This window comes from Flavihumibacter profundi (assembly GCF_020076305.1).
In the GTDB taxonomy this organism is placed as follows: Bacteria; Bacteroidota; Bacteroidia; order Chitinophagales; family Chitinophagaceae; genus Flavihumibacter; species Flavihumibacter profundi.
The window spans coordinates 1846031-1870261 of sequence record NZ_JAIQXE010000001.1 but is presented as its reverse complement, the minus strand read 5'-3'; the positions used below and the strand labels follow the sequence as shown (position 1 = coordinate 1870261).

26 protein-coding genes are annotated in these 24231 nt (G+C 44.3%); 17 read left to right on the top strand and 9 right to left on the bottom strand.

The genetic code is table 11. The features are described 5' to 3' along the window. Nucleotides 1-6 precede the first annotated feature (6 nt). Together LAQ65_RS08080 and LAQ65_RS08075 are read left to right on the top strand one after the other, a co-directional pair. The gene (locus LAQ65_RS08080; protein ID WP_224116441.1) at nucleotides 7-1236 is read left to right on the top strand and encodes an MFS transporter; all 1230 of its coding nucleotides are present in this window, start codon (nucleotides 7-9) and stop codon (nucleotides 1234-1236) included. Then, nucleotides 1233-2240: a glycosyltransferase family 9 protein gene (locus LAQ65_RS08075; protein WP_224116440.1), complete on the top strand. Its 1008-nt coding sequence runs from the start codon at nucleotides 1233-1235 to the stop codon at nucleotides 2238-2240. The genes LAQ65_RS08080 and LAQ65_RS08075 overlap by 4 nt, the downstream gene beginning before the upstream one ends. Here LAQ65_RS08075 and LAQ65_RS08070 read toward each other — a convergent pair whose 3' ends face one another. The 3 genes from LAQ65_RS08070 to LAQ65_RS08060 form a co-directional block, all read right to left on the bottom strand. Beyond that, nucleotides 2241-2813, bottom strand: a complete 573-nt coding sequence (locus tag LAQ65_RS08070; protein WP_224116439.1) for a hypothetical protein — start codon at nucleotides 2811-2813, stop codon at nucleotides 2241-2243. Between the two features lie 222 nt (nucleotides 2814-3035). Then, nucleotides 3036-3965 carry a malate dehydrogenase gene (gene mdh / locus LAQ65_RS08065; RefSeq protein WP_224116438.1) on the bottom strand — a complete coding sequence of 310 codons (930 nt, stop codon included), beginning with the start codon at nucleotides 3963-3965 and terminating at the stop codon, nucleotides 3036-3038. 58 nt (nucleotides 3966-4023) lie between these two features. Continuing rightward, a complete protein-coding gene (locus tag LAQ65_RS08060) occupies nucleotides 4024-4551 on the bottom strand; it encodes a TlpA family protein disulfide reductase (RefSeq protein ID WP_224116437.1) in 528 nt (175 codons plus the stop codon). A gap of 108 nt (nucleotides 4552-4659) precedes the next feature. Here LAQ65_RS08060 and LAQ65_RS08055 point away from each other — a divergent pair, with 108 nt between their 5' ends. The 5 genes from LAQ65_RS08055 to accC all read left to right on the top strand — a co-directional run bounded on the left by LAQ65_RS08055 (nucleotide 4660) and on the right by accC (nucleotide 9467). After that, the gene (locus LAQ65_RS08055) at nucleotides 4660-5031 is read left to right on the top strand and encodes a BlaI/MecI/CopY family transcriptional regulator (protein WP_224116436.1); all 372 of its coding nucleotides are present in this window, start codon (nucleotides 4660-4662) and stop codon (nucleotides 5029-5031) included. Nucleotides 5032-5042: 11 nt separating this feature from the next. After that, complete coding sequence (locus tag LAQ65_RS08050; protein WP_224116435.1) at nucleotides 5043-6806, top strand: M56 family metallopeptidase; 1764 nt, start codon at nucleotides 5043-5045, stop codon at nucleotides 6804-6806. A gap of 93 nt (nucleotides 6807-6899) precedes the next feature. After that, a complete protein-coding gene (gene efp / locus LAQ65_RS08045) occupies nucleotides 6900-7469 on the top strand; it encodes an elongation factor P (RefSeq protein ID WP_224116434.1) in 570 nt (189 codons plus the stop codon). Nucleotides 7470-7612: 143 nt separating this feature from the next. After that, nucleotides 7613-8098 (top strand): acetyl-CoA carboxylase biotin carboxyl carrier protein, encoded by a 486-nt coding sequence (gene accB, locus LAQ65_RS08040; RefSeq protein ID WP_224116433.1) that lies wholly within the window; start codon nucleotides 7613-7615, stop codon nucleotides 8096-8098. Between the two features lie 31 nt (nucleotides 8099-8129). Continuing rightward, nucleotides 8130-9467 carry an acetyl-CoA carboxylase biotin carboxylase subunit gene (gene accC, locus LAQ65_RS08035; protein WP_224116432.1) on the top strand — a complete coding sequence of 446 codons (1338 nt, stop codon included), beginning with the start codon at nucleotides 8130-8132 and terminating at the stop codon, nucleotides 9465-9467. A 52-nt stretch (nucleotides 9468-9519) separates the two neighbouring features. On the opposite strand, the gene hxpB is transcribed toward accC, so the two are convergent. Beyond that, a complete protein-coding gene (gene hxpB, locus LAQ65_RS08030) occupies nucleotides 9520-10182 on the bottom strand; it encodes a hexitol phosphatase HxpB (protein ID WP_224116431.1) in 663 nt (220 codons plus the stop codon). 98 nt (nucleotides 10183-10280) lie between these two features. Here hxpB and LAQ65_RS08025 point away from each other — a divergent pair, with 98 nt between their 5' ends. After that, entirely contained in the window at nucleotides 10281-11069 is a 789-nt protein-coding gene (locus tag LAQ65_RS08025; protein ID WP_224116430.1) for a lysophospholipid acyltransferase family protein, read from the top strand. Nucleotides 11070-11082: 13 nt separating this feature from the next. Here LAQ65_RS08025 and LAQ65_RS08020 read toward each other — a convergent pair whose 3' ends face one another. Next, nucleotides 11083-11598, bottom strand: coding sequence for an acyl-CoA thioesterase (locus LAQ65_RS08020; RefSeq protein WP_224116429.1), 516 nt, complete (start codon nucleotides 11596-11598; stop codon nucleotides 11083-11085). Between the two features lie 83 nt (nucleotides 11599-11681). Next, nucleotides 11682-12782, bottom strand: coding sequence for a mandelate racemase/muconate lactonizing enzyme family protein (locus tag LAQ65_RS08015; protein WP_224116428.1), 1101 nt, complete (start codon nucleotides 12780-12782; stop codon nucleotides 11682-11684). 336 nt (nucleotides 12783-13118) lie between these two features. Between LAQ65_RS08015 and LAQ65_RS08010 the strand changes: the two genes are divergently transcribed. Continuing rightward, entirely contained in the window at nucleotides 13119-14342 is a 1224-nt protein-coding gene (locus tag LAQ65_RS08010) for a proline dehydrogenase family protein (RefSeq protein ID WP_224116427.1), read from the top strand. A gap of 37 nt (nucleotides 14343-14379) precedes the next feature. On the opposite strand, the gene LAQ65_RS08005 is transcribed toward LAQ65_RS08010, so the two are convergent. Then, nucleotides 14380-14850 (bottom strand): GAF domain-containing protein, encoded by a 471-nt coding sequence (locus tag LAQ65_RS08005; RefSeq protein WP_224116426.1) that lies wholly within the window; start codon nucleotides 14848-14850, stop codon nucleotides 14380-14382. Between the two features lie 216 nt (nucleotides 14851-15066). Between LAQ65_RS08005 and LAQ65_RS08000 the strand changes: the two genes are divergently transcribed. The 8 genes from LAQ65_RS08000 to LAQ65_RS07965 all read left to right on the top strand — a co-directional run bounded on the left by LAQ65_RS08000 (nucleotide 15067) and on the right by LAQ65_RS07965 (nucleotide 22678). Continuing rightward, entirely contained in the window at nucleotides 15067-15861 is a 795-nt protein-coding gene (locus LAQ65_RS08000) for a thymidylate synthase (protein WP_224116425.1), read from the top strand. A 41-nt stretch (nucleotides 15862-15902) separates the two neighbouring features. Continuing rightward, entirely contained in the window at nucleotides 15903-16400 is a 498-nt protein-coding gene (locus LAQ65_RS07995) for a dihydrofolate reductase (RefSeq protein WP_224116424.1), read from the top strand. Between the two features lie 4 nt (nucleotides 16401-16404). After that, nucleotides 16405-17214, top strand: coding sequence for an O-methyltransferase (locus LAQ65_RS07990; protein WP_224116423.1), 810 nt, complete (start codon nucleotides 16405-16407; stop codon nucleotides 17212-17214). Nucleotides 17215-17284: 70 nt separating this feature from the next. Next, nucleotides 17285-18403 (top strand): Re/Si-specific NAD(P)(+) transhydrogenase subunit alpha, encoded by a 1119-nt coding sequence (locus LAQ65_RS07985; protein ID WP_224116422.1) that lies wholly within the window; start codon nucleotides 17285-17287, stop codon nucleotides 18401-18403. Nucleotides 18404-18424: 21 nt separating this feature from the next. After that, the gene (locus tag LAQ65_RS07980; RefSeq protein WP_224116421.1) at nucleotides 18425-18742 is read left to right on the top strand and encodes an NAD(P) transhydrogenase subunit alpha; all 318 of its coding nucleotides are present in this window, start codon (nucleotides 18425-18427) and stop codon (nucleotides 18740-18742) included. A 54-nt stretch (nucleotides 18743-18796) separates the two neighbouring features. Further along, entirely contained in the window at nucleotides 18797-20251 is a 1455-nt protein-coding gene (locus LAQ65_RS07975) for an NAD(P)(+) transhydrogenase (Re/Si-specific) subunit beta (RefSeq protein WP_224116420.1), read from the top strand. A gap of 30 nt (nucleotides 20252-20281) precedes the next feature. Next, the gene (locus tag LAQ65_RS07970; RefSeq protein ID WP_224116419.1) at nucleotides 20282-21649 is read left to right on the top strand and encodes a methyltransferase RsmF C-terminal domain-like protein; all 1368 of its coding nucleotides are present in this window, start codon (nucleotides 20282-20284) and stop codon (nucleotides 21647-21649) included. Between the two features lie 66 nt (nucleotides 21650-21715). After that, on the top strand, nucleotides 21716-22678 hold the full coding sequence (locus LAQ65_RS07965; protein ID WP_224116418.1) for a LysM peptidoglycan-binding domain-containing protein: 963 nt from the start codon (nucleotides 21716-21718) through the stop codon (nucleotides 22676-22678). A gap of 2 nt (nucleotides 22679-22680) precedes the next feature. On the opposite strand, the gene LAQ65_RS07960 is transcribed toward LAQ65_RS07965, so the two are convergent. Both LAQ65_RS07960 and LAQ65_RS07955 read right to left on the bottom strand, forming a co-directional pair. Beyond that, nucleotides 22681-23292: a hypothetical protein gene (locus tag LAQ65_RS07960; protein WP_224116417.1), complete on the bottom strand. Its 612-nt coding sequence runs from the start codon at nucleotides 23290-23292 to the stop codon at nucleotides 22681-22683. Nucleotides 23293-23380: 88 nt separating this feature from the next. After that, the gene (locus LAQ65_RS07955; RefSeq protein ID WP_224116416.1) at nucleotides 23381-24178 is read right to left on the bottom strand and encodes a DUF4382 domain-containing protein; all 798 of its coding nucleotides are present in this window, start codon (nucleotides 24176-24178) and stop codon (nucleotides 23381-23383) included. Nucleotides 24179-24231: the final 53 nt, after the last annotated feature.

Genomic DNA, 24231 nt, shown 5'->3' with positions numbered 1-24231 from the left:
GAAACTATGAACCAAACCATTTCACCCAGGGCTTCCGTTTTTAATATTGCTGTTATTGTAGCCGCACTTGGTTATTTCGTTGATATCTACGACCTCTTATTATTCAGTATCATCAGGATACCCAGCTTACAATCGTTCGGATTAAGTGATGAACAAATCAAGAATGACGGATTGTTTATTATTAATATACAAATGCTTGGCCTTTTGGTAGGCGGCATTTTGTGGGGTGTGCTGGCAGACAAAAAGGGACGCCTTAGTGTTTTATTTGCTTCTATTATTTTGTATTCACTTGGAAATATTGCCAACGGGTTTGTGCAGACTGTAAACCAATATGCATTGGTACGCTTTATTTCAGGGATAGGCCTTGCAGGTGAATTAGGCGCGGGCATTACGCTGGTCAGTGAATTGTTGCCAAAAGACCGCCGTGGGGTGGGGACTTCATTGGTGGCCGGTATCGGGTTATCCGGTGCTGTGCTGGCCTATTTCATGAAGCAGCATTTTGAATGGCGGACCTGCTATTTTATTGGCGGGACGCTAGGGTTTATATTGCTTTTCCTCCGGATTAAAGTGGCTGAATCGGGCATGTTCCACCAGGTAAAGCAAAGCCAGGTGAGCAAAGGGAATTTCCTGATGTTTTTTACCAATGCCAACCGTTTCAGGCGATATATGCTAAGTATCCTGATTGGTTTTCCTACATGGTATGTGATTGGTATTTTGGTAAGTTTTTCCAAAGAGTTTGGCAAGCAAATGAATGTGAGTGGCGAAATTGACCCGGGGAAATCTGTCATGTATGCCTATGCGGCAATTTCCCTTGGTGATATCATCATCGGGCTGGTAAGCCAGCTGTTAAAGAGCCGTAAAAAAGCCTTGTTCCTTTTCTATGGCATAACCATTATTGGTATGGCCTGGTTTTTTAACCTGGAAGGGGCAACTGCTCAGGATCTCTACTGGGCTTGTGCATTGTTGGGTTTTGGAACTGGGTTCTGGGCTATTTTCGTTACAATGGCAGCAGAGCAGTTTGGAACTAACCTGCGTGCTACCGCAGCCACCACGGTGCCAAATATGGTGAGGGGCTCGCTGAACCTGATCACCTTGTTATTTACCGGGCTCCAGGCCAGCTATGGTTTTATACACAGCGGCATAATTACAGCTGTAGTAATCATGGTTATCTCTACCATTGCGGCAATATTTACACAGGAAACATTTGGGAAAGACCTGAATTTTGTGGAAGTATGAAAGTACTCATCATAAGGTTTTCTTCTATCGGCGATATTGTACTAACAACACCGGTTATACGCTGTTTGAAAAAGCAGGTTGACGGCATTGAATTGCATTACCTTACCAAGAAATCATTCTCGGCCGTATTAAAATCTAACCCGTATATCGACCGGATGCATTTCCTGGAGGACGATATCAATGAGACGATAGAAGAACTTCAGGGAGAGCATTTTGATTTTGTGGTTGACCTGCATAATAATCTCAGGTCTTTGCGCATTAAGAATGCCTTGCAGTGTAAGGCGAAGAGTTTCCATAAACTCAATATCCAAAAATGGTTGTACACGAACCTGAAAATAAACCTGATGCCCAACATACATATCGTGGACCGATACCTGAAAACGGCAGAGGGACTGGGGGTTGTAAATGACGGGAAGGGACTTGATTATTTTATACCTGCAGAGGATAGCATACAACAATCAGATATCCCTGCCCCACACCAGTTGGGTTATATTGGTCTGGTAATTGGAGCAGCACATGCCACCAAGCGATTGCCCCTGGAGCGACTTAAGGAACTGGTTGCCAGTATAGACCATCCTATCATTGTTTTAGGGGGTCCGGAAGACAAGGTTAATGGTGAAGCGCTGGCAGCGATTGACCCTGTAAAAATTTATAACGCCTGTGGTAAGTTTAGCCTGAATGAATCCGCCGACCTGGTAAGGCAGGCCAAATTAGTCATAACACATGATACCGGCTTAATGCATATTGCTGCTGCTTTCAGGAAGCCAATAATCTCTGTTTGGGGAAATACGGTGCCTGCATTTGGAATGTATCCTTATTATGGCAACCAAAATCCCTATTCGGCAAATAAGTCGTATGAAATAGTGGAAGTGCAGGGCCTGCACTGCAGACCCTGCACCAAAATAGGTTATGAAAAATGCCCTAAAGGACATTTCAAATGTATGCAGGAAATTCCTTTGCAGCAGATCAGGGAACTGGCCCGGCAAATACTGGCAGTGCGCTGATTATTTGGCGTAAATACCTGTCCATTCGCCAGTACCATCAAACTGGTTGAAGCCAACCATTGAATCCTCACAGAAAAAAGTCCTGGTCCATTCATCCTGCAGGTTAAAATAATTGTACGTGTTTGAACTGGTTTTAACGAGGTATCCTTTCCAGGTTCCTTTTTCGTCAAAATCCAGCACTACAAACTGGTTGGCAATTACCATATAGCCCGCCATTTTGCTGTCCTTATCGAACACATAATATCCTTTCCAGGTATCATTACTCAGCGGGTGCAGGCTGAATGTATACATGGGATTGATACTGTGGTTGCTTTGCGGACTAAAATCCTTGTTGAATTTAGGATTGATAAGCTTGTTCTTGTCCGGATTAATCCCATCATTCATAGATGGATTGATATTCCAGTTTTGTTTCGGGTTAATACGCATGTTCTTCCCCGGATTGATTCGCGGGTTGGAATACGGGCTGATAACCGAATTGAGGAGCGGGTTTCTTTGAGCAGGAAGTTCAGCATCTTGTGCGTTTGACAACAACCCCAGCAAAGACAATACTACGGTGAGTAAAGGCTTGATCATACACTTTTTGTTTGAATAGGTTTCAGAATAACTTGCTTTTTACAGCAAGGATTAAAGCGGGTTTATTCACCCAGAAAGCTTTAGATAGGTGTTGGAGAGAATGTAAACGTAATACAAAACTAATAGAATAGTATCGGCTTCAAAATAGTTGGGGAAATATTTTTTTAAGATGCATAAAAAAAACCGGCGCTTGCCGGTTTTTAAATTATTCAATATACTGAATTACAGTGTTTTAAGTACGTCATTCATTGTCCTGACAGCATCTGCACTTTTTTTGAAAAGTGCTTTTTCTTCGTCATTAAGGTCAAAATCAACGATTTTTTCCCAGCCATTCTTTCCGATTACCACTGGAACACCAAGGCAAATATCGGTCTGGCCGTATTCCCCGTTCAGTTGAACGCAGCAGCTAAATAATTTCTTTTCATCACGTACAATAGTTTCCACCATTGCTGCTCCTGCTGCTCCTGGTGCATACCAGGCAGAAGTGCCGATAAGTTTGGTGAGTGTTGCACCGCCAACCATTGTATCAGCAACGATTTGCTCTTGTTCAGCCGCACTGAGGTACTTTGTTACAGGGATGGAATTCCAGGTAGCAAACCGGATCAGGGGAATCATTGTGGTGTCTCCGTGACCGCCGATTACCAGGGCATTCAGGTCGGAAGGAGAGCAGTTCAGGCGTTGGCTCAGCTGGTACTTGAACCTGGCGCTATCCAATGTGCCACCCATGCCGATGATCCGGTTTTTAGGCAGACCGGTTGCAGTCAGCGCCAATTGGGTCATGGTATCCATTGGGTTACTAATGACAATGATGATTGCATCAGGAGAATATTTCAGGATATTTTCACAGACATTTTTTACGATACCTGCGTTTGTGCCGATCAGTTCTTCACGGGTCATTCCCGGTTTACGGGGAATTCCAGAAGTAATTACCACCACGCTACTGCCGGCAGTTTTGCTGTAATCATTGGTAGACCCGGTAATTTTGGTATCAAAACCAAGCAGGGCTGCTGTTTGCATCATGTCCTGGGCTTTACCTTCTGCAAGGCCTTCCTTGATATCCAGCAACACCAGTTCCTGGCAAAGTTCTTTACGGGCAATATTGTCAGCGCATGTAGCACCTACGGCGCCGGCACCAACTACAGTTACTTTCATGTATGAATATTTAATGCGTGAGAGATTGATTTGCGGGGCAAAGATAATGGAAGGGCGATCAATTCTTTTTCGCAAATCCATTTAAAACTTTATCTGCCGGGGTTGTTCCCTGGAATGATGTTAGCAGGTTGCCTTTACGGTCGTATAAAGCTATGAACGGCAGGTTGGCAATTTTATAGTAGGGGGGGAAAAAAAACTTTTCATCCCTGCCTAAATACAGGTTCTTCCATTCCGACAACTTATACCTGTCATAGAAAAGCTGGAGGTCGTTCATTGGCTGGTAGGTGGCTAATACCAGGTTATACTTCTGGAAATCATTGATAATGGCTTTTATTGACTCTACCTGTTCGGTGCAATGGTGGCAATCGGGACTGAAAAACATAATCAGGGTGCCTTGTCTTTTTGCCAGGTCCTCGCGATGAATGGTTTTGCCGTCGAGGGTTTTTATTTCGAATGGTGGAATGGTGGGGTAGCGCAGAAATGGGGCAACGACGGATGGATCTGTGTTCTGGGCAGAAACTGGTTTGGCAGAAAATGCCAGAATAGCCAGTAACACCGTATAAAAAGTTCGGCGTAATGTTTTCATGCAATAAAATTAGGCGCAAAACCGCACTTAAAGAGCTTAACAAATATTTTAACAATTTTATGCCGAATTGCTACGATTATGTCGTAGGTTTACGAAAACATCGTAGAAATGGAAAAGTTAACGACACAGGAAGAGCAGGCCATGCAGGCTGCCTGGAAAACGGGGGAGGGAAATGTAAAAGCTATCCTGGAGAGTATGGAGCCTCCGGTGCCACCTTATACTACCCTTGCGTCTACTGTGAAAAACCTGGAGAAGAAAGGCTACCTCCAGAGCCGGTTAATCGGGAATACATACATCTACCGTCCAACAATAACCGAAGCGGAATATAAGAAGGGGTTCATGGGGAATTTTATCAGGGATTATTTTGATAACTCCTACAAAGCCATGGTTAATTTTTTTGTGGAGCAAAAGCAGCTCAGTAAAAAAGAACTGGAAGAAATACTGGGCATGATAGAAGGTAAACAACAAAAAGATCAGTAAAAACCGGGGTTATGCCAGATATTTTATGGTATGTATTGAAAGTTTCGATCAGTTTAGCGGCTGTGTATTTGTTTTACAAACTATTGCTTGGCAGGCTAACATTTTACCAGTGGAACCGCTGGTATCTTTCAGGTTATGCTTTCGTTTGTTTCTTTTTGCCCCTGATGAATATTTATAGTTGGATGGAAAGCCATCCCACCGGACAATTGTTTCGGTTAGTTCCGGCGATGCATAGCCGGACGGCCAATGCAGCGTTGTTTCAGGAAAATCGCTGGACAGTATTTGATGCATTTTTGCTGGTATTTGCGGCAGGGGTTGTAGTAATGCTGGCCAGGATTGCGGTACAATTTTTTTCACTTTACCGGATGCACAAACGGGCCCGTTTGCTGACGGATGAAGGCATTAAATTGTATGAAGTAAGCCATCCCATTATTCCATTTTCATTCGGGATGTCGGTCTTTATCCATCCTGCACAGCACAGTGAGGCAGAATTGAAAGATATCATCCGGCATGAAATGGTGCACGTGCGGGAGCACCATACGGCAGATATCATTTTTTCTGAGATTTTGGTCGCGCTAAACTGGTTTAATCCATTTGCCTGGTTGTTAAGGCAGGCCATAAGGCAAAACCTGGAATTTATTGCAGACAGGCAGGTATTGGAACATGGATTGGACCGGCGGCAGTACCAGCATTTATTATTAAAAGTAATCGGGCAACAGCAATTCAGCATTGCCAGTCATTTAAATTTTTCAGCACTTAAAACAAGAATCACCATGATGAACAAGATCAAATCAGCGAAGGTGCACCTTATTAAGTTTCTTTTTGCACTTCCTATAATTGCAGTTTTATTGCTGGCCTTCAGGCAGGACCAGGAGCCGCAAAGAACAACGCCGGATAAGGCTGTAACGGCCATGGATACCTTGCCGCAGCTTGCACCGGCAGGGGGAAAGGTTGCCATCAACGAGAAGGGGTATTACCTTACAGTAGCAGATAATTCAGGGGAATGTATTGTGATTGTGAAAGACAAATCCCAGGCACTGGTAAAAGCCATATTACTGACCGATTGGAATAAGGACAAGGATAGGTTTGAGGCGTTATACGGTAAACTAATCGCTCCGCGGCCGCCTGCTGCACCTGCAGCTCCTGCTATGCCTGGATTAGTGGAAGTTAGCCTGGCTCCCCCGCCGCCTCCGCCAGCATTGGCGCCACCACCACCTCCGCCAGCACCCAAATTGCCAGAAAATGTTCGTAGCATACAAGTCGATAATAAAGCGGCAAAGGTCAGGCTGAAAAATGGTAAGACCGAGACCTATAACCTTGCTGATCCAACAGAAAAGGCAGCCTTTGAGAAAAAATACGGCGAATTGCCGGAAGTTCCGGCACCAGTGGTAAGTCGGGCACCATCTGTTCATATAACCCCTGTTCCGGCTGTTGGCCCAAAAGCCACACCAACCCCAGCCGTTAAACCTGAAGAAGAATCTATTTCGATCAAAGCCACAAGCATTACCATAGTAGAAAAAAATGATGAGACCGAAATAGACCCTGAAAATCAACCACTTTACTTCATAGAAGGGAAAGAAGCCACCAAAAAGGATATCAAAGCATTAGCTCCGGAGGATATAGCCGAAATGACCATTTATAAGGGGAAAATGGCCATTGAGAAATATGGTGAAAAAGGGAAGAACGGCGTTATTAACATTTCCCTCAAAAAATCAAAAAAAGTCACTCTTTTCAATCCCTTAGCCATTTTATCAGTTGGGAAAGACAAATGTTAAGGGGCATTTAAGACCGCCCACTTGCCTTGTAACCGAATTACAGTAGCTTTGCACCCTCGAGAAAAATTTGAATTGAAAAAATTGTAATTCGTTATGGCAAATACATCGGACATCAGCCGTGGCCTCATTATTAAGTTAGAAGGCAGCTTGTACAAAATCGTGGAATTCGGAGAAAACAAAACTGCCCGTGCAGCCGCCAAAGTATGGGCAAAGCTGAAAGGTGTGGACAATAACCGTTCTATTGAACAAACCTGGAACAGTGGCGATACTATTTACCCGATACGTGTAGAAAGAAAGAACTACCAATTCCTTTATAAGGATGACAGTGGCTATAATTTCATGGACAATGAAACATTTGAACAGATTGTTGCGGCGGAAACTTTGGTAGATGCGCCACAGTTCCTGAAAGACGGCCAGGAAGTATCGGTTTTGATCAATACCGATACAGATACGCCAATGAGTATTGAGTTGCCCGATAAAATTGTATTACAGGTTACCTATAGTGAGCCCGGCATGAAAGGCGATACGGCAACCCGCACCCTGAAGCCTGCAAAAGTTGAAACCGGCGCTACAGTTATGGTTCCGCTTTTTGTAAATGAAGGTGAATTGATTCGTATAAATACGAAAACGGGCGATTATGTTGAGCGTGTGAAGGAACAATAATTATTTTGGCAAATGAATATATTGCCCCTCCTGGCGAGGGGCAATTTTATTACCGGGGATCGATTCTCAAATCTAAAATCTTAAATTGGCAATCTTTCCTATCTTAGCCGCCTAAATTGATCACCAACTGTAAATTCAGTACAATGGATTTTAAACAAATTCAGGAGTTGATCCGACTGATCAACAAATCGAACATCGGTGAACTGACGATTGAGGAGAAAGGGTTTAAGGTTACGATTAAGCAAAAGCAAGACAACATTCAGCAAGTAATGGCAGCTCCTGTTTATGCGCATGCTCCAGCAGCGCCAATGGCTGCGCCAGCGCCTTCACAGGCACCCGCAGCCCCGGCAGCCGAAAAGGCGAAAGCAACTGAATCTGCAAATGCTAATCTGGTTACCATAAAGAGCCCGATGATCGGTACTTTCTACCGTCGTTCCTCACCCGATAAACCACTTTTCATTGAGGTAGGTGAAGAAGTTACCCCGGGAAAAGTAGTTTGCATTATTGAAGCCATGAAACTCTTCAATGAAATTGAAAGTGAAGTAAAAGGGAAAATTGTAAAAGTCCTGGTTGAAGATGCTTCCCCTGTTGAATACGACCAACCATTATTCCTGGTTGAACCTGCGTAGCAGGCCCTGAACTTTAAAACCTTTAAGGAAGATGTTTAAAAAAGTATTGATCGCCAACCGCGGTGAGATTGCGTTGCGTATAATCAGGACCTGTCGCGAGATGGGCATCAAAACGATTGCTGTTTATTCTACCGCCGATAAAGATAGCCTGCATGTGAAATTTGCCGATGAGGCGGTTTGTATAGGCCGTCCGCAAAGTGCAGATTCTTACCTGAATATTCCGCACCTTATGGCAGCGGCTGAAATTACCAATGCCGATGCAATCCACCCGGGATATGGATTCCTGGCGGAGAACGCCCGTTTCGCGGAAATATGTGGCGAGCACAATATCAAATTTATAGGACCAACTCCCGACCAGATCAGGGCGATGGGCGATAAGATCACTGCCAAGGAAACGATGATCCGTGCCGGTGTGCCGGTGATTCCGGGAAGTGATGGATTACTCGCCAGTCTTGACCAGGCGTATACCGTAGCCCATGAAATGGGTTACCCTGTTATCATCAAAGCCACCGCCGGTGGGGGTGGAAAGGGAATGCGCGTTGTTTGGTCGGATACCGAAATGGAAAAGGCCTATGACCAGGCAAAAGCAGAAGCCCAGGCCTCATTTAAAAATGACGGCATCTACATGGAGAAATTCGTGGAAGAGCCCCGGCATATAGAAATCCAGATTGCCGGTGACCGGTATGGAAAAGTTTGCCACCTGAGTGAGCGCGATTGTTCCATCCAGCGCCGTCACCAGAAACTGGTTGAGGAATCACCGTCTCCATTCATGACCCCTGAGTTAAGGTATGCCATGGGCGAAGCGGCTAAAAAAGCTGCAGGGGCTATTCAATATGAAGGGGTGGGAACCATTGAATTCCTGGTAGATAAGCACCGCAATTTTTATTTCATGGAAATGAATACGCGGATCCAGGTGGAACACTGCGTTACCGAGGAAGTAATCAATTTCGACCTGATAAAGGAGCAAATCAAAATCGCCATGGGCGAACCGATCAGCGGCCGCGATTATGAACCACAAATGCATGCCATCGAATGCCGGATCAATGCTGAAGACCCATATAATGATTTCAGGCCCAGTCCGGGTAAGATCACCGTATTACATACGCCCGGAGGGCATGGCGTTCGGGTAGACAGCCATGTTTATGCAGGCTATACGATTCCACCCTACTACGACTCCATGATCGGGAAACTGATTACGATTGCACGTACCCGTGACGAAGCCATCGATACGATGTACCGAGCATTAAGTGAGTACGTTATAGAAGGTGTGAAGACAACGATACCTTTTCATTTGCAGCTGATGCAGAATGATGATTTCAGGAGCGGTAATTTTACCACGAAGTTTTTGGAATCATTTACGATGAAATAATCTGAGAAGAAGCCAGTGAATTGTTCGCTGGCTTCTTTCATTTTGAAATTCCTCAGTTCCAGACGGCTTCCAGTAATAATTCATTGAAATTAGCCAGGGATCTCAGTTTCAGGTCGGCAGACCCCCATTTGTTATGTGAATATTGATCTGGTGCAGGCACAACCACGCATTTCATTTTTGCTGCTTTTGCCGCGATCATGCCATTAAAAGAATCTTCAAAGCAAACGCAATGGAAGGGTGAGGTTTCCAGTGCTTCAGCACAATTTATAAAAACCTGCGGATGGGGTTTGCCATAATCCAGTTCACCTGCTGAACTGATACTGTTTAGAAAAGGCCCTATGCCTAACTTATTCACAACCACATCAATCATCTTCATGGGCGAGGAAGAGGCCAATCCGATTTTGTAATTCTTTTTCAGGAAAAAATTGATAATATGCTCAACCCCGTCCATCGGAGTTGCGGAAAGCCTGATTTTTTCAACGGCAGATTCTTCAATTTGCCGAATTGCATCCGGGGCTTTAGACAGGTCGATACCAAAATACCTGAACCAATGGTCTATCCATTCTATGGTTCTTAACCCGGTGCTGGAGTGGTATTGTTCCGGGGTAAGCTGTACACCAAAAAGGGAAAGGGTTTCAACGCCTGCTTCCTGCCAGTAAGGCTCGGAATCAATCAGCAGGCCATCCATATCGAAAATGACGGCTTTTTGTATCATGCGCAAATATACAAATCAGCCCTTTCATTAAACACCCCTATATATGCGCAAATCAGTATATTGCGGCTCTGATTATTTGTTCCAACAACGACCCCTTCATGAGTGAACTGATTGATCGATTGAAGCAAATCCGACTGGTAAGGAAACTGGTTTATGCGGTGGTGGGAGTTATATCCTACCCCGGACTTGCCATAGTGAATAGGATAAAAATTTCCGGCACTGAAAATATTGAAAACCTTCCCCGGAAAAATGTATTGTTTGTCAGTAACCACCAAACCTATTTTGCTGATGTAATAACATTCCTGCATATTTTCTGTGCAGTGAAATGGGGCAAGAAAAACAAACTTGGCCTGCCTTATTATTTGTTGAATCCGTTTACCAATGTTTACTATGTTGCCGCAGAAGAAACCATGAAAGGCAGTTGGATCAGCAAGTTTTTTATGCTTGCGGGTGGATTAACAGTGAAACGTACCTGGCGGACCGGGGCCACTGAAGTAAGGAAAGGACTTGAAGTGTCAGATACCAGAAAAATTGAACGCGCATTAAGCAATAGCTGGGTTATTACTTTTCCCCAGGGTACGACAAAGCCATTTGCCCCGGGCAGGAAAGGCACAGCCCTGATCATCAAAAAAAACAGGCCCATTGTTATACCGGTTGTCATTAATGGTTTCTGGCGTGCTTTCGGGAAGAAGGGATTGACCTTTAAGAAAAAGGGTTCCCTGTTAACCGTAAAGTTTAAAGAGCCGCTGGTAATAGATTTTGATGCACCTAACGAGATGATTCTTGAACAGATCATGGATTCCATAGAACAGAGCAGGAAATACATGATGAAAGTGCCCCACCTTGCAGAAACATTCAAGGAAAAGTCTGCCTCAAATAAATCATAGCCTGGTTATAAACTCAGGTAGCCTGGAACAGTGCTTTTAGTTCTGTTGCATCATGAGGCTTCATTTTTCCACCAAGAATAAGGCGCAATTGCCTTCTTCTCAAAGCGGATTCAAATAATTTTTTTTCATCTTCCGATTCGGCGATAACAGCCGGAACAGCACGTGGTTTGTGGTTGGGATCAAGGGCAACAAAAGTATAATAGGCTTCATTGCTCTTGTACTTATACTGGTGTGTGAAATCTTCTCCCCATACATTCATGTGGATCTCCATAGAAGTATTGAAAGATCGGGTAACTTTTGCTTCGATATGTACCACATTGCCCAGCTTAATTGGTGCCTCAAAGGAAATATTATCCACGGAAGCTGTAACGACCGGCGCATTGCAATGTTTGCTGGCAGCAAGGGCCGCGGCGATATCCATCCAGTACATCAGCCGGCCTCCCATAAGGTTACCGTACAAATTGGTATCATTGGGCAACACCAGTTCGGTCATAATTATTGAACTTTCAGAAGCCTTGCGTGGTTGCATTTGTTCAGTTTTGAAGTTGCAAGCTAAGGAATTTGGGAAGGTGAATCATTAATCGTGAATCAGGAAGCGGGAATCGGGAGTATTTAGACCCGGATTTGGTCAAGGCTGGAAAGGTAGTCTTCATTAACATCGGCACCAATACCAATGCTATCCGGTAATTCAACGAAATACCCATTATAGCGCACACCCCCGGTTACCGGATCTTCTTTATGGCCAAGGAGGCAGGTGTCCATATCATAAAACAGTACATTGCCGAAAGCTGTTGCAAAGTGTGCAAATGCGGTTAATGCTACCCTGCTTTCGAGCATGCCGCCCATCATACAGGGAATGCCGGCTTTTTCGCATACTCGATTCACTGAAATCGCTTCCAGGATGCCCCCGGTTTTTGCCAGTTTGATATTTACATAACTACAGCTATCTGTCCTTATTAACCTTTCTGCATCATGGTGGTTATAAACCGATTCGTCAGCCATGACAGGAACTGGTGAAATTTTCTTTAGCCCGGGCAGCAAATGGTCGTTAAAGGTTCGCATCGGCTGTTCACAAAACTGGATATTTAAATCACCCATGGCTACAAGGGCTTTTTCAGCACCTGGGCGATCCCAGCCCTGGTTGGCATCAATGCGCAAAATAATTTCCTTGCCGGCTGCCTCCCTGATCAGGCGAACCCTTTCAATGTCTTCTTCAGGAGACCGGCCCAGTTTTATCTTTATGATACGAACCCCGTTTTTCACAAACTCAATGGCTTTATCAGCCATGTCTGCAGGCGAGCCAATACCAATGGTTAAATCCGTTTCCAGCTTTTTTTGGTTTTTCCCCCCAAGGAATTGGAATAAGGGCATGCCGGCGGCTTTTGCGGCTATATCATACAGGGCCATATCAAAAGCACTTTTGATAGTACTGTTACCGGCAGTAAACAAATGCAGTTCCTGCATGCGGGCATCAATTTCCAAAGGATCCTTTCCCTTCCAGAGAGCCGCAAAATCCCGGGCCATTACATAACAGGTAGATTGCGATTCGCCTACGATCATTGGGAAAGCGGAACATTCACCAACCCCGTAAAACCCTTCATCAGTTTGCACACGTATGAAAATATTCTGTGCGTAGTGCATAGTTCCGGTGGCAATCGTAAATGGGTGCATTGGAATGCTGAAACTATAAATATCAATATGGGTAATGAGCATGCTGGTAAAATGATTGCCGAAATTAAAACAAAGGCCTTTTAGAAGAATGATTTTAATGGATTTGATGGGTTATCCAGTAAATACTGAAGGTCATTGTTACAATTTAATATTAAGTATGGAATCCTTAAAAGGAAAAACTGTTTAAGTAGCCGGAGCCGCATCCTGTAAAATCCTGGCACAGCAGGTAATGGTTGCCGATATCAGTAATCCGGCCGACATGGCAAGCCTTCAATAAAAAATCTTCCGGTTAATCACCAGGCGATAAAGTAAAAAGCCAACTTTACTTAGGTTGCTCCCAAACAATTCTCCGTAATTTTACCTGCATAAATTTCTTGCATGAATCCCCAACCCGTTATTTCATTCGACAATACTGAAAATGCCTTTGCCTACAAAACTGATAAATCATTACGGAAAGCGCGGTTCTTGTTTTCCAGTATGGGTTATGGTATCCTGGTGAAGTTGGGAACGCGAATTACCCCCTGGGCAATTAAATCAGGTTTACCCATTAAGGGGTTAATTAGGAATACCATTTTTGAACAATTCGTGGGAGGTGAAACACTGGAAGAAACGGCTTCAGTTGCTAAAGTCCTGGGCAAGTTCCATGTACAGGTGATTCTTGATTATGGTGTTGAAGGCGGCGATTATGGGGAAGAAGGATTGGATCATGCCTGTGATGAATTCATAAGGGTAATAGAATATGCTGCTACACAACCAAATATTCCTTTCATGAGCGTTAAGGTAACCGGACTTGCAAGAACCGGGTTACTTGAAAAACTGGATGCAGCTGCCATGGCAAAAAGTGGTTTTGAAGGAAGGGTACATACTGAAGTCCTGACGGCTTCAGAAATTATAGAATGGGATCGTGTGATTGGCAGGATGCACAAAATCTGTTCAATTGCTGCCGATAAAAAAGTAGGTGTTTTGATAGATGCGGAAGAGACCTGGATTCAGGACCCTGTTGATGCGCTATGCATGGAAATGATGGCCTGTTATAATACAGAGAAAGCAGTTGTGTATAATACGCTTCAATTATACCGGCACGACCGCCTGCAATTCCTTAAAGACAGTTACCAGGCAGCAGAGAACAAGGGGTTTGTACTGGGTGCAAAACTAGTACGGGGTGCATATATGGAGAAGGAGCGGAAAAGGGCGGAAGAAATGAATTACCGCTCACCCATCCAGCCCAATAAAGAGGCCACGGACAGGGATTATAATCATGCTGTTGCGTTCTGCATAGAACATATTGAAAGAATTGCCACGATTGTTGCATCCCATAATGAAAACAGTAATTTGCTGGCAACAAAATTACTGCAGCAAAAAAACCTTCCATTACACCACGACCATATACATTTTTCGCAGTTGTTTGGTATGAGTGATAACATCACATTTAACCTGGCTAAGGCCGGCTGCCCTGTTAGCAAGTACCTTCCATTCGGCCCAATTAATGATGTAGTTCCCTACCTTATGCGCAGGGCGCAGGAGAATAGTTCAGTATCAGGACAAACCGGACGGGAACTAGGGTTAATTAAAAAAGAACTGGAGCGAAGGAAAAACACCTGATGGGAAAAATTAAAGCCTCCTGCTTAAAGTATTATCCCTATGGGATTATGGAAACAATTTGCTCGAGGTATGCCTTGTCTGTTTCAGAAAATTGGTCGGGTAGTTCACTATCGATATCCAGTACACCATAAATCTGCCCGGCTTTTACCAGTGGGACAACTATTTCGGAGCGGGAGAGGCTGCTGCAGGAAATATGACCGGGAAATTTTTCTACATCAGGAACGATAAGCGTTTTTTCCTGCGCCCAGCTGGTACCGCAAACACCGCGTCCCTTGCGGATACGGGTACAGGCAACTGGTCCCTGGAAAGGTCCCAATACCAGTTCTCCCTCATTAACAAGGTAGAAACCCACCCACAACCAGCCAAATTGCTCTTTTATAGCAGCAGCTATATTGGCCAGGTTAGCCACCAGGTTGGTTTCGCCTTCCAGTAGCCCTTTAATTTGGGGTAAGAGGGAAAGGTATTGTTCTTCCCGGGTTCCTGATTTGATTATAAGGTCTTCAGCCATGGCACAAAGATAGGGAGGTGAGGGATAAGCGGTGAGCGGTAATTCGTGAATGGTGAATCGGGGGGTACCTGAATTTTGAAAATATTTATTTATGGGTCATTTAGGCCACATTACTTTTAAATCATGGGATAGCATAATGCTTCACCTGCCGGGTACAACCGCTCACCGCTTACCATTCTCTATTCACGTTTCCCGCCTATTGCTTAACTTGCGCCTATGCAACAATACCTGCAGTTATTGCAACATATCCTCGACAATGGGGTAGAGAAATCTGACCGTACCGGTACTGGCACGATCAGTTGTTTTGGATACCAGATGAGGTTTGACCTGGCCAGGGGCTTTCCATTGGTGACTACTAAAAAAGTACACCTGAAAAGTATTATTTATGAATTGCTTTGGTTCCTGCAAGGTTCTACCAATATCGCCTACCTGAAAGAACATGGGGTTAAGATTTGGGATGAATGGGCTGATGAAAATGGTGACCTTGGTCCGGTTTACGGAAAACAATGGCGAAGTTGGGAGGGGAAAGACGGGATTGTGATAGACCAGATTGCTGATGTTATCAACCAGCTGAAAACAAATCCCGATAGCCGCAGGATGATTGTTAGTGCATGGAATGTTGCTGAACTAAAAGAAATGCACCTGATGCCCTGTCATTCGTTGTTCCAGTTTTATGTAGCTAATGGCCGCCTCAGTTGTCAGTTGTACCAGCGTTCAGCTGATGTTTTCCTGGGTGTTCCATTTAATATTGCCTCTTACGCCCTGCTTACCCTTATGATGGCGCAGGTTTGCGGGTTGCAACCGGGTGAGTTCATCCATACATTTGGCGATGTGCATATTTACAGTAACCACCTTGAACAGGTAAAGCTGCAATTAACCAGAAGCCCATATGCATTGCCTGTTATGAAACTGAACCCTGAGGTGAAAGATATTTTTGGTTTCAGGTATGAAGACTTTGAATTGCTGCAATATGAGTCGCATCCGGCAATTAAAGCACCTGTGGCTGTTTGAGCAGGTAGCGGTTATAGTTCCTCACCACTAATGAAAAAGTTTTGACTATCAATATTGTTGTAGCCGTTAGCGAAAACCAGGTTATCGGAAAAGATAACCAACTGTTGTGGCACCTGCCCAATGATATGAAATTTTTCAAGAACACTACCTGGGGAATGCCTGTAATAATGGGGCGCAAGACTTTTGAGAGTTTGGGCAAAGCCTTAACCGGAAGGACCAATATTGTTGTGACAGCAAATGCTGATTGGCATGCTCCAGGGGTTATTGTAGTGAATAGCCTGCAGGCCGCGTTGAAAGCCGCAGAGGCAACAGATGCACTTGAAGCATACATTATTGGTGGGGGCGAAATATACCGGCAGTCTTTGCCGATTTGCCATCGCGTGTATCTGACCAGGGTGCATAAGGTCATTGATGGCGATACATTTTTTCCAGTCTTATCCACCGATGAATGGGCCCTTCATTCCAGGCTTGATTTTCCGGCCGACGAAAAGCATGCATACCCCTATAGTTTTGAAGTTTGGGATAAAAAAGCCCCGTAGATACATGCAATCCCGTCCTTATACCATTATTCAATTAGGGTTGCGGTACCTAAAGTATTATTTCCTTGCACAAAGCGGAAAGGGCCATGGCATTCATTCTCCATTTGTATTTTCATTTATACGCAACCTGTTGATGGACCGTAAGGAATATTTTTCCTATGGTGAAACAGAAGCAATGCGCAAAAGGCTTTTAAACGACCTGACGAAAGTGCAAATCACGGATTTTGGTGCAGGGTCCGGCGCCGGAAATCAGCGGCAGAAAACGGTTGCCCAAATTGCCCGGACAGCAGCTAAACCTGCCCGGTTGGGTCAATTGCTATTTCGCACTGTGAAATATTTTCAACCTGCAACAATTCTTGAACTGGGCACATCACTAGGCATAACTACAGCCTACCTGGCAGCCGGAAATGCAAATGGGATGGTATACAGCCTGGAAGGCGATGTCCAATTGGCTGAACTGGCCCGAAAGAACCTGGCAGGAAACAAGTTCACCAATGCGGTTGTGTATACTGGTAATTTTGACGATGCCTTGTTGCCTTTATTGGAAAACATAGGTAGGCCCGACCTGGTATTCATTGACGGTAACCACCGCTTCGGGCCCACCCTGCGGTATTTTGAGCAATTGCTGTTGTTTGCCCATCCGGATACAGTTATCATATTCGACGATATCCATTGGAGTGAGGAAATGGAAGCAGCATGGAAGTCCATCCAGTCACATCCCGCGGTAACCTGTACCATTGACCTTTTTTTCCTGGGATATGTTTTTTTACGCCCCGAATTCAAAGTGCCCCGGCATTTCACCATCCGCTACTGATAATTCTTTTTTCATACTTCCTACTGTGCGCAATAACACTTAAATTGGATAGTAATCAATACCGTACAGCATGATTATTGGTGTGTTGAAAGAACCCCCGTTTGAAACAAGGGTTTCCCTGTTGCCGGAAGCGGTTACCGTTCTGATAAAAAAAGGCCATCAATTGCTGGTGGAGAAAGGTGCAGGAGAAGCAGCTTTCGCTACAGATGAGCATTATCGCACCGCTGGTGCAGGAGTCGTTTCCCGTGAAGAGGTTTTCGCAGCGGATGCAATACTCTCCATTCATCCACCTACGGATGCTATAGAAGCCATGAGACCAGGCTCAATACTGATTGGTGTTTTTCAGCCCCTGTACCGTTCAGTCATGATGCAGGAATGGGCCAATGCAGGGATAACCTGTTTCAGTTTAGATATGCTTCCACGCACTACACGTGCACAAAGTATGGATGTGCTGAGTTCGCAGGCTAATATTTCGGGGTATAAAGCAGTATTGCTTGCAGCGTTTACTTATTCCCGTTATTTCCCCATGTTTATGACTGCAGCTGGTAGTATCGCTCCTGCCAGGGTGCTCATATTGGGCGCAGGGGTGGCAGGTTTACAGGCTATAGCTACTGCCAGAAGGCTGGGGGCTGTAGTGGAAGTGTTTGACACCAGGCCTGCTGTTAAAGAAGAGGTTATGAGCCTTGGGGCCAAATTTGTGGAAGTGGAAGGCGCAGCAGATGCCAGTAAGGCTGGAGGATATGCTGTTGAGCAGGACGATGTGTTTAAACAAAGGCAACAGCAACGCATAGCCGACAGTATCGCAAAAGCCGATATCGTCATCACAACCGCCCAGATCCCGGGTTTACCAGCACCGGTTTTAGTAAGTGCGGCCATGATAGAGTCGATGCGGACAGGATCAGTAATTATTGACCTGGCAGCAGCTACAGGCGGCAATACCACACTTACCAAAAATGATGCGACCGTCTTGCACCAGGGAGTAACTATTGTTGGCAATTCCAATCTTCCCGCCACTATGCCGTCTGATGCCAGCAAACTCTATGGAAAAAACCTGGTCAGCTTCCTGCAATTGCTTACCGGGAAAGAAGCACAGCTGTTCCTGAACTGGGATGATGACCTGGTAAAAGGATGTTGTATACTCACTGATAAAAAAATTATTCATGAAAGGGTGAAGGCAATGATTTCATAATTCCCCTTTAAATAGTGTTATATGGAAAGTATATTGGAAAAGATCGCAGCACACCAGGACTATATTTATATCGTTGTACTGATGGTTTTCCTCGGCATTGAAGTCATTGGAAGGGTCCCCAGTGTATTGCATACCCCGCTGATGAGTGGTGCAAATGCAATTCATGGGGTTGTTATCATTGGCGCTATCATCGTTATGGGCAAAGCAGGTGAGGGAAATTATCTGGCACTGGCCCTTGGATTCCTGGCTGTGATATTAGGTACTGTTAATGTGGTGGGCGGATTTGTAGTGACCGACCGGATGCTGGAAATGTTCAGGCATAAAAAAACGCCGGAATGATAACCATTCTTTTGAGATAAACTTATTTAGCCAACAAACTTTTCAATTTCACGCATGTCGTTTTCCTTTTTAACCATCATTTACCTGATCGCTTCAGTAACATTTATCCTTGGATTAAAAATGTTATCCAATCCCGCTTCAGCCAGGAAGGGGAATGCAATAGCAGCCACAGGAATGGTTTTAGCTATCGCTGCAACAATTTTCCTGTATCGCGATGATGAAGGAAAGGCACTGGGCAACTATGGCTGGATTTTCGGGGGGTTGCTGATAGGGGCAACCATTGGAACACTTGCAGCAAAGCGGGTTAAAATGACTGCCATGCCAGAAATGGTGAGTCTGTTTAATGGTATGGGTGGGGCCTGTGCTGCATTGATTTCAATTGTTGAATTCAACCACCTGGCCAATAAGGTGCATGCCAGTAAAACAATCAGCCTGCAGGATATTTTTCCATCCAGTACAGCATATGGTAACTGGACAGGCGAAATGCTGATCATTTTAGCGGGATTAATAATAGGTGCGGTTTCATTTGCCGGTAGCATTATTGCCTGGGGTAAACTAAATGGAAAAATCCATGACCTGGCATTCAGGGGCCACCATCTTTTTAATTTCGTATTACTGCTGATTATTGTAGTAATGGCCGGCTGGATGATCGGCGTTTTTGAAAATGCGAATTCACTGGTCTTCTACACGATTTTTTTCATGAGTTTATTATACGGTGTATTTTTTGTGTTGCCCATAGGTGGCGCTGATATGCCGGTAGTGATATCCTTATTGAATTCCTTTACCGGGGTAGCAGCAGCTTGCGGAGGTTTCCTCTACAATAATAAAGCGATGCTTACAGGTGGAATTTTGGTCGGTGCGGCTGGAACTTTGTTAACCATTTTAATGTGCCGCGCCATGAACCGGTCGTTAATAAATGTATTGATCGGGTCATTTGGTGTATCTGCTGAACAGGCAGCAACGAAGCAGGAACAGGGGAACTACAAGGAGATCAGTTTATCGGATGCGGCTGTTGTATTAAGTTATGCTAATAAGGTGATGATTGTTCCCGGTTATGGGTTGGCGGTTGCACAGGCCCAGCATGCCTGCCATGAACTGGAGAAATTGCTGACTGCCAGAGGTGTTGAGGTAAAATATGCCATCCATCCGGTAGCCGGAAGGATGCCCGGGCATATGAATGTATTGCTCGCAGAAGCAGATGTAGATTATGAATTGTTGCTCGAGATGGAACAGGCAAATGAAGAATTCCCCCATACCGATGTTGTACTTGTATTGGGTGCCAATGATGTGGTAAACCCGGCCGCGAAATCAGATACCGCTTCCCCGATTTATGGTATGCCGATCCTGGATGTTGAGCTTGCGCGTACCTGTATTGTGAACAAACGCAGTATGAAACCAGGGTATGCAGGTATTGAAAATGAGTTGTTCTTCAGGCCAAAAACATCCATGCTGTTTGGTGATGCAAAAAAAGTATTGCAGGACCTGGCGGCAGAAATAAAAAACCTGTAAAGCAGTAAATTTGCAGCTGAATAATACCTATTGACCCTTCCCGAACATATACTCCAGGCTTTTATCAATGCACCAGGTTTTGACCAAACTGCTTTTTGTCGTGTGCATGAAGAAGGGGGGCAGGTGGTTTCGATACGATTGAATCCCACGAAGTTTAATGATGTGGCAGCATTATCTTTTAATCTTGGTGCATCGGTGCCATGGGCTTTGCAGGGTTATTACCTGGCAGAGCGGCCAATTTTTACTTTTGAACCATTGTTACATGCAGGCGCCTTTTATGTCCAGGAGGCCAGCAGCATGTTCCTGGAGCAGGCAATCAGGCAGTGTTGTGATTTGAGTAAGGGATTAACGGTCCTTGACCTTTGTGCTGCACCAGGGGGAAAGTCAACCCATCTGCTTTCCCTGATTTCAGCAGAAAGTGTTTTGGTTAGCAATGAAGTTATACGTTCCAGGGCGGCAATCCTGGAGGAAAACCTGGTAAAATGGGGCAATACGAATTCAATTGTGACCAATAATGATCCGCGTGATTTTGCTGCACTTGGCGGTATGTTTGATGTAATTGTAATCGATGCACCCTGCAGTGGAAGTGGTATGTTCAGGAGAGATCCGGAGTCTGTTCACGGATGGAGTGTTGACCTTGTGAACCTCTGCAGCCAGCGCCAGCAAAGGATACTGGCCGATGCCTGGCCCGCGCTGAAAGAAGGTGGCGTACTCATTTATTCCACCTGTTCGTATTCAGTGGAAGAAGATGAGCTGATTGCAGATTGGATTGCCGGGCAGCTGGATGCCACTACAATTCCTTTAAATATCGATGAAGGCTGGAATTTAGTTAGTTCCTCCGGTCCGGTACACAAATCCGCAGGTTATCGTTTTTATCCCGATAAAGTTAAAGGAGAAGGATTTTTCCTTGCAGCATTCAGGAAAAACGTTAATGCTGATATGCCCCGGAAAAACAAATCAAAACCTAAATGGGAAACGGTTCCAAAGAATATAAAAGAAGCCTTACGGCCCTGGGTGAATACGGAAAACTTAACTGTCATCAACAGTAATGAAAACCTGCTGGCGCTGACTGCGGCGACAGAAAAATGTCTTTTACAACTATCATCCATGTATATCCGCAATGCGGGTATTAACCTGGGAAAATGGGCTGGAAAAGATTTGGTGCCTGGCCATGCATTTGCCCTGAGCCACCTGACTTCATCAGAAATACCGGTGCTGTCCCTTGACCGGGAAACCGCATTAAATTATCTCCGGAAAGAAGAAATTGATGCTGGGGATATGCCAAAAGGTTGGGCCCTGGTGCAATTTATGGGACATTCATTGGGATGGATCAAACAGTTGGGAAACCGGGCCAACAACTATTATCCTAAGGAATGGCGTATACTGAAACCTGCTTAACTGCATTTTGGCTTCAATTTTGCCGATAATCCTGCATATTTGCAAGGTGTAAAAATTCATTTCCTTATGCTACAAAAACCGTTATTGTGGATTCTTTTAATGGTGACCTCTTTTTCGTCGACAGCCCAAAATAATTTACAGGTGTTGGGTTCTACGCCAACTCTTTACCTTATGCATACTGTGCAGGCGAAAGAAACCTGGTACAGCGTAGGCAGGATGTATAACCTGAATCCGAAGGATATTCCTCCATTTAATAATACGGATATGTCTAAAGGCCTGGTTATCGGCCAATCTGTGAAAATACCTTTAACGGCCATTAATTTTTCCCAGGATGGCAATAAAGCAGGTGATGAAGTTCTGGTTCCGGTTTACTATAAGGTTCTGGAAGGGGAATGGATGTTCAGGGTTAGCACCAACCACAATAAAGTTCCCCTTGAACAATTGGAGAAATGGAATAATATCAACAGGAACCAGGTTAAGCCAGGGATGAACCTGGTTGTAGGTTATCTGAAAGTTAAAAAAGACCAGTCGGCATTAGCAGGCACTGCAGTTGCAGATGTTGCGCTATCCCCTAAAGCACCAATTGAACCACCAAAGGAGGTGAAACCAATTACGTCGCCTGTTGATCCAAAACAACCTGCTGGAAAACCTGAACCGGCACCGGTGCTGAAAAAAGAAGAATTACCTTCTGCACCCCCTGCAGTTAATCCGAAGTCAATCGATTTTAAGGGTGGTTATTTTAAGGCACAATATGAATCTGCCGGAAAATCAACCAGGGGTACAGCAACTATTTTCCGGAGTACGAGTGGTTGGAATGACGGGAAATATTATGCGCTGATGGATAATGTTCCTGTCGGAACCATAGTGCTTATCAGCAATACCTTTACCAATAAGGCTATATATGCAAAAGTATTGGGGAACCTTTCAGATATTAAAGAAAATGCGGGATTAACGGTTCGGATCAGTAATTCTGCAGCCGCGGAATTGGGTGTTGGTGAAGGGAAGTTTATTGCTGAAATCCGGTATTGAGTTTATTTTTTTTGTTTAGCTTTTTTTGATTCGGTCAATACGCCATTATTAATTATAAAGTATTTGCTGTTGGTTTCAATGTTTTTTTCAAGAACTCCGGAATTGAATGGCTTATACTCGAAAATTGTTTTAGTATATAAGATATAAACTGTTATATCACCATGTTGAAGAACCTGGAACCAACTCTTTTTGTAGGCTGCGTGATCCGTTGGTAGTGTTGTACCCTTTATAAAAATTTCTTTCGTATTGCCGGGTGTATCAAAAATGATTTTACTAACATTATCAGTTACGATCAATTCCTCTTTCCTGCTATTCAGGAAATGAATGCTATTATCCAGCAGATCCAGGCGAACCTTATCTGACCTGGCAGCTTTTTGGTCTTCAAAAAATAGGGTGGCTGGTAAAAATTCATCTTTGTAATAAGCAGACCCTGTAGTAACACTGGAATATTTGTCTATCAGAAATGGGGAACCGGAAACTTCATTAAGATATGAGCCTATAAATGGACTGATATCGGACTTGTTTTCATCAGCCGGGTTGTTATTCTGCGCATAGACAAACAAAGAGGCCAGGGAAAAAAATAGCAGGCCTGTTATTTTAAGTTTATTGTCCATGCCCCTGGATTTCAACCAATATAAAAAAAATAGCTTTAATTAGATGCATCTAATTAAAGCTATTTTCCATATTTACTGCCTGAATATTTTATTTGTGCTGAAGGTGAATGGTGTCAACAATAGTTGTTTGTCCCAATTGAACCCCTATTGTTGCCGATGCGACATTAAATGAATCTGAAGCTGGTACAAATGATAGCAGGTAATTACCCGATTGAATGTCGCGGAACTGGTAATTTCCATCAAAAGTTGAAGTCGAATAAATCGTATCTGATCCGATGATAGCAAAAACAGATGTCAGTACAGAGTCGGGAGTTACAAATCCTTTAACAATGCCACCAGAGGGAACCAGGGACAAAACCCTGATTACAGGTTTTAAATTGTACCTGCCACTATTCCCTGCTTTTACAATAGATTTTCCGGCATCAAAGTCGAGTGTTAAGCGGTAGAGCATGCCACCAGTAATATCTGAGTGAACCATCAGCTTTAATCCGGATTCCTGGGCGCTGGGTGTGGCTAGTGGTTCTTTTAGGCCGTCTTCAGTTATAATATAATTATTATTGCCCAGTATAAGTCGCATCTGGTTCATGTGGCCTGCAGGGATTTCGGCATCTACCAATAAAGTATCTCTGCCGTCAGTCAGTTCCATCAGGTTATAAATACCCTGGTGAACGTTTGGCAACGAAATCCAATTAGAAGTATCACCGATGTTGATTTGGATATCTTTGATGTCTACCCAAACTTCCCGTACTGCAGTATTTGGGGCATCGGTCATCCGGATTTCGATTCTTGCATTTTGGGGTTTTGAGTCATTGTTTCGCTGGCAGGCTGTCAGTAAACTAACAAGAAAAATGGCAACAGCCGTTAGCCTGGGGTGAATAGTTTTCATTGGTATAATTGTGGTATATAATGAGGGTCAAAATCTATACCAAATCAGCTAAT

What these genes read in the sequence shown, in the direction of transcription:
- LAQ65_RS08080 (WP_224116441.1), top strand. Translation starts at nt 7, where the DNA reads ATGAACCAAACCATTTCACCCAGGGCTTCCGTTTTTAATATTGCTGTT.
- LAQ65_RS08075 (WP_224116440.1), top strand. Translation starts at nt 1,233, where the DNA reads ATGAAAGTACTCATCATAAGGTTTTCTTCTATCGGCGATATTGTACTA.
- LAQ65_RS08070 (WP_224116439.1), bottom strand. Translation starts at nt 2,813, where the DNA reads ATGATCAAGCCTTTACTCACCGTAGTATTGTCTTTGCTGGGGTTGTTG.
- mdh (WP_224116438.1), bottom strand. Translation starts at nt 3,965, where the DNA reads ATGAAAGTAACTGTAGTTGGTGCCGGCGCCGTAGGTGCTACATGCGCT.
- LAQ65_RS08060 (WP_224116437.1), bottom strand. Translation starts at nt 4,551, where the DNA reads ATGAAAACATTACGCCGAACTTTTTATACGGTGTTACTGGCTATTCTG.
- LAQ65_RS08055 (WP_224116436.1), top strand. Translation starts at nt 4,660, where the DNA reads ATGGAAAAGTTAACGACACAGGAAGAGCAGGCCATGCAGGCTGCCTGG.
- LAQ65_RS08050 (WP_224116435.1), top strand. Translation starts at nt 5,043, where the DNA reads ATGCCAGATATTTTATGGTATGTATTGAAAGTTTCGATCAGTTTAGCG.
- efp (WP_224116434.1), top strand. Translation starts at nt 6,900, where the DNA reads ATGGCAAATACATCGGACATCAGCCGTGGCCTCATTATTAAGTTAGAA.
- accB (WP_224116433.1), top strand. Translation starts at nt 7,613, where the DNA reads ATGGATTTTAAACAAATTCAGGAGTTGATCCGACTGATCAACAAATCG.
- accC (WP_224116432.1), top strand. Translation starts at nt 8,130, where the DNA reads ATGTTTAAAAAAGTATTGATCGCCAACCGCGGTGAGATTGCGTTGCGT.
- hxpB (WP_224116431.1), bottom strand. Translation starts at nt 10,182, where the DNA reads ATGATACAAAAAGCCGTCATTTTCGATATGGATGGCCTGCTGATTGAT.
- LAQ65_RS08025 (WP_224116430.1), top strand. Translation starts at nt 10,281, where the DNA reads ATGAGTGAACTGATTGATCGATTGAAGCAAATCCGACTGGTAAGGAAA.
- LAQ65_RS08020 (WP_224116429.1), bottom strand. Translation starts at nt 11,598, where the DNA reads ATGCAACCACGCAAGGCTTCTGAAAGTTCAATAATTATGACCGAACTG.
- LAQ65_RS08015 (WP_224116428.1), bottom strand. Translation starts at nt 12,782, where the DNA reads ATGCTCATTACCCATATTGATATTTATAGTTTCAGCATTCCAATGCAC.
- LAQ65_RS08010 (WP_224116427.1), top strand. Translation starts at nt 13,119, where the DNA reads ATGAATCCCCAACCCGTTATTTCATTCGACAATACTGAAAATGCCTTT.
- LAQ65_RS08005 (WP_224116426.1), bottom strand. Translation starts at nt 14,850, where the DNA reads ATGGCTGAAGACCTTATAATCAAATCAGGAACCCGGGAAGAACAATAC.
- LAQ65_RS08000 (WP_224116425.1), top strand. Translation starts at nt 15,067, where the DNA reads ATGCAACAATACCTGCAGTTATTGCAACATATCCTCGACAATGGGGTA.
- LAQ65_RS07990 (WP_224116423.1), top strand. Translation starts at nt 16,405, where the DNA reads ATGCAATCCCGTCCTTATACCATTATTCAATTAGGGTTGCGGTACCTA.
- LAQ65_RS07985 (WP_224116422.1), top strand. Translation starts at nt 17,285, where the DNA reads ATGATTATTGGTGTGTTGAAAGAACCCCCGTTTGAAACAAGGGTTTCC.
- LAQ65_RS07980 (WP_224116421.1), top strand. Translation starts at nt 18,425, where the DNA reads ATGGAAAGTATATTGGAAAAGATCGCAGCACACCAGGACTATATTTAT.
- LAQ65_RS07975 (WP_224116420.1), top strand. Translation starts at nt 18,797, where the DNA reads ATGTCGTTTTCCTTTTTAACCATCATTTACCTGATCGCTTCAGTAACA.
- LAQ65_RS07965 (WP_224116418.1), top strand. Translation starts at nt 21,716, where the DNA reads ATGCTACAAAAACCGTTATTGTGGATTCTTTTAATGGTGACCTCTTTT.
- LAQ65_RS07960 (WP_224116417.1), bottom strand. Translation starts at nt 23,292, where the DNA reads ATGGACAATAAACTTAAAATAACAGGCCTGCTATTTTTTTCCCTGGCC.
- LAQ65_RS07955 (WP_224116416.1), bottom strand. Translation starts at nt 24,178, where the DNA reads ATGAAAACTATTCACCCCAGGCTAACGGCTGTTGCCATTTTTCTTGTT.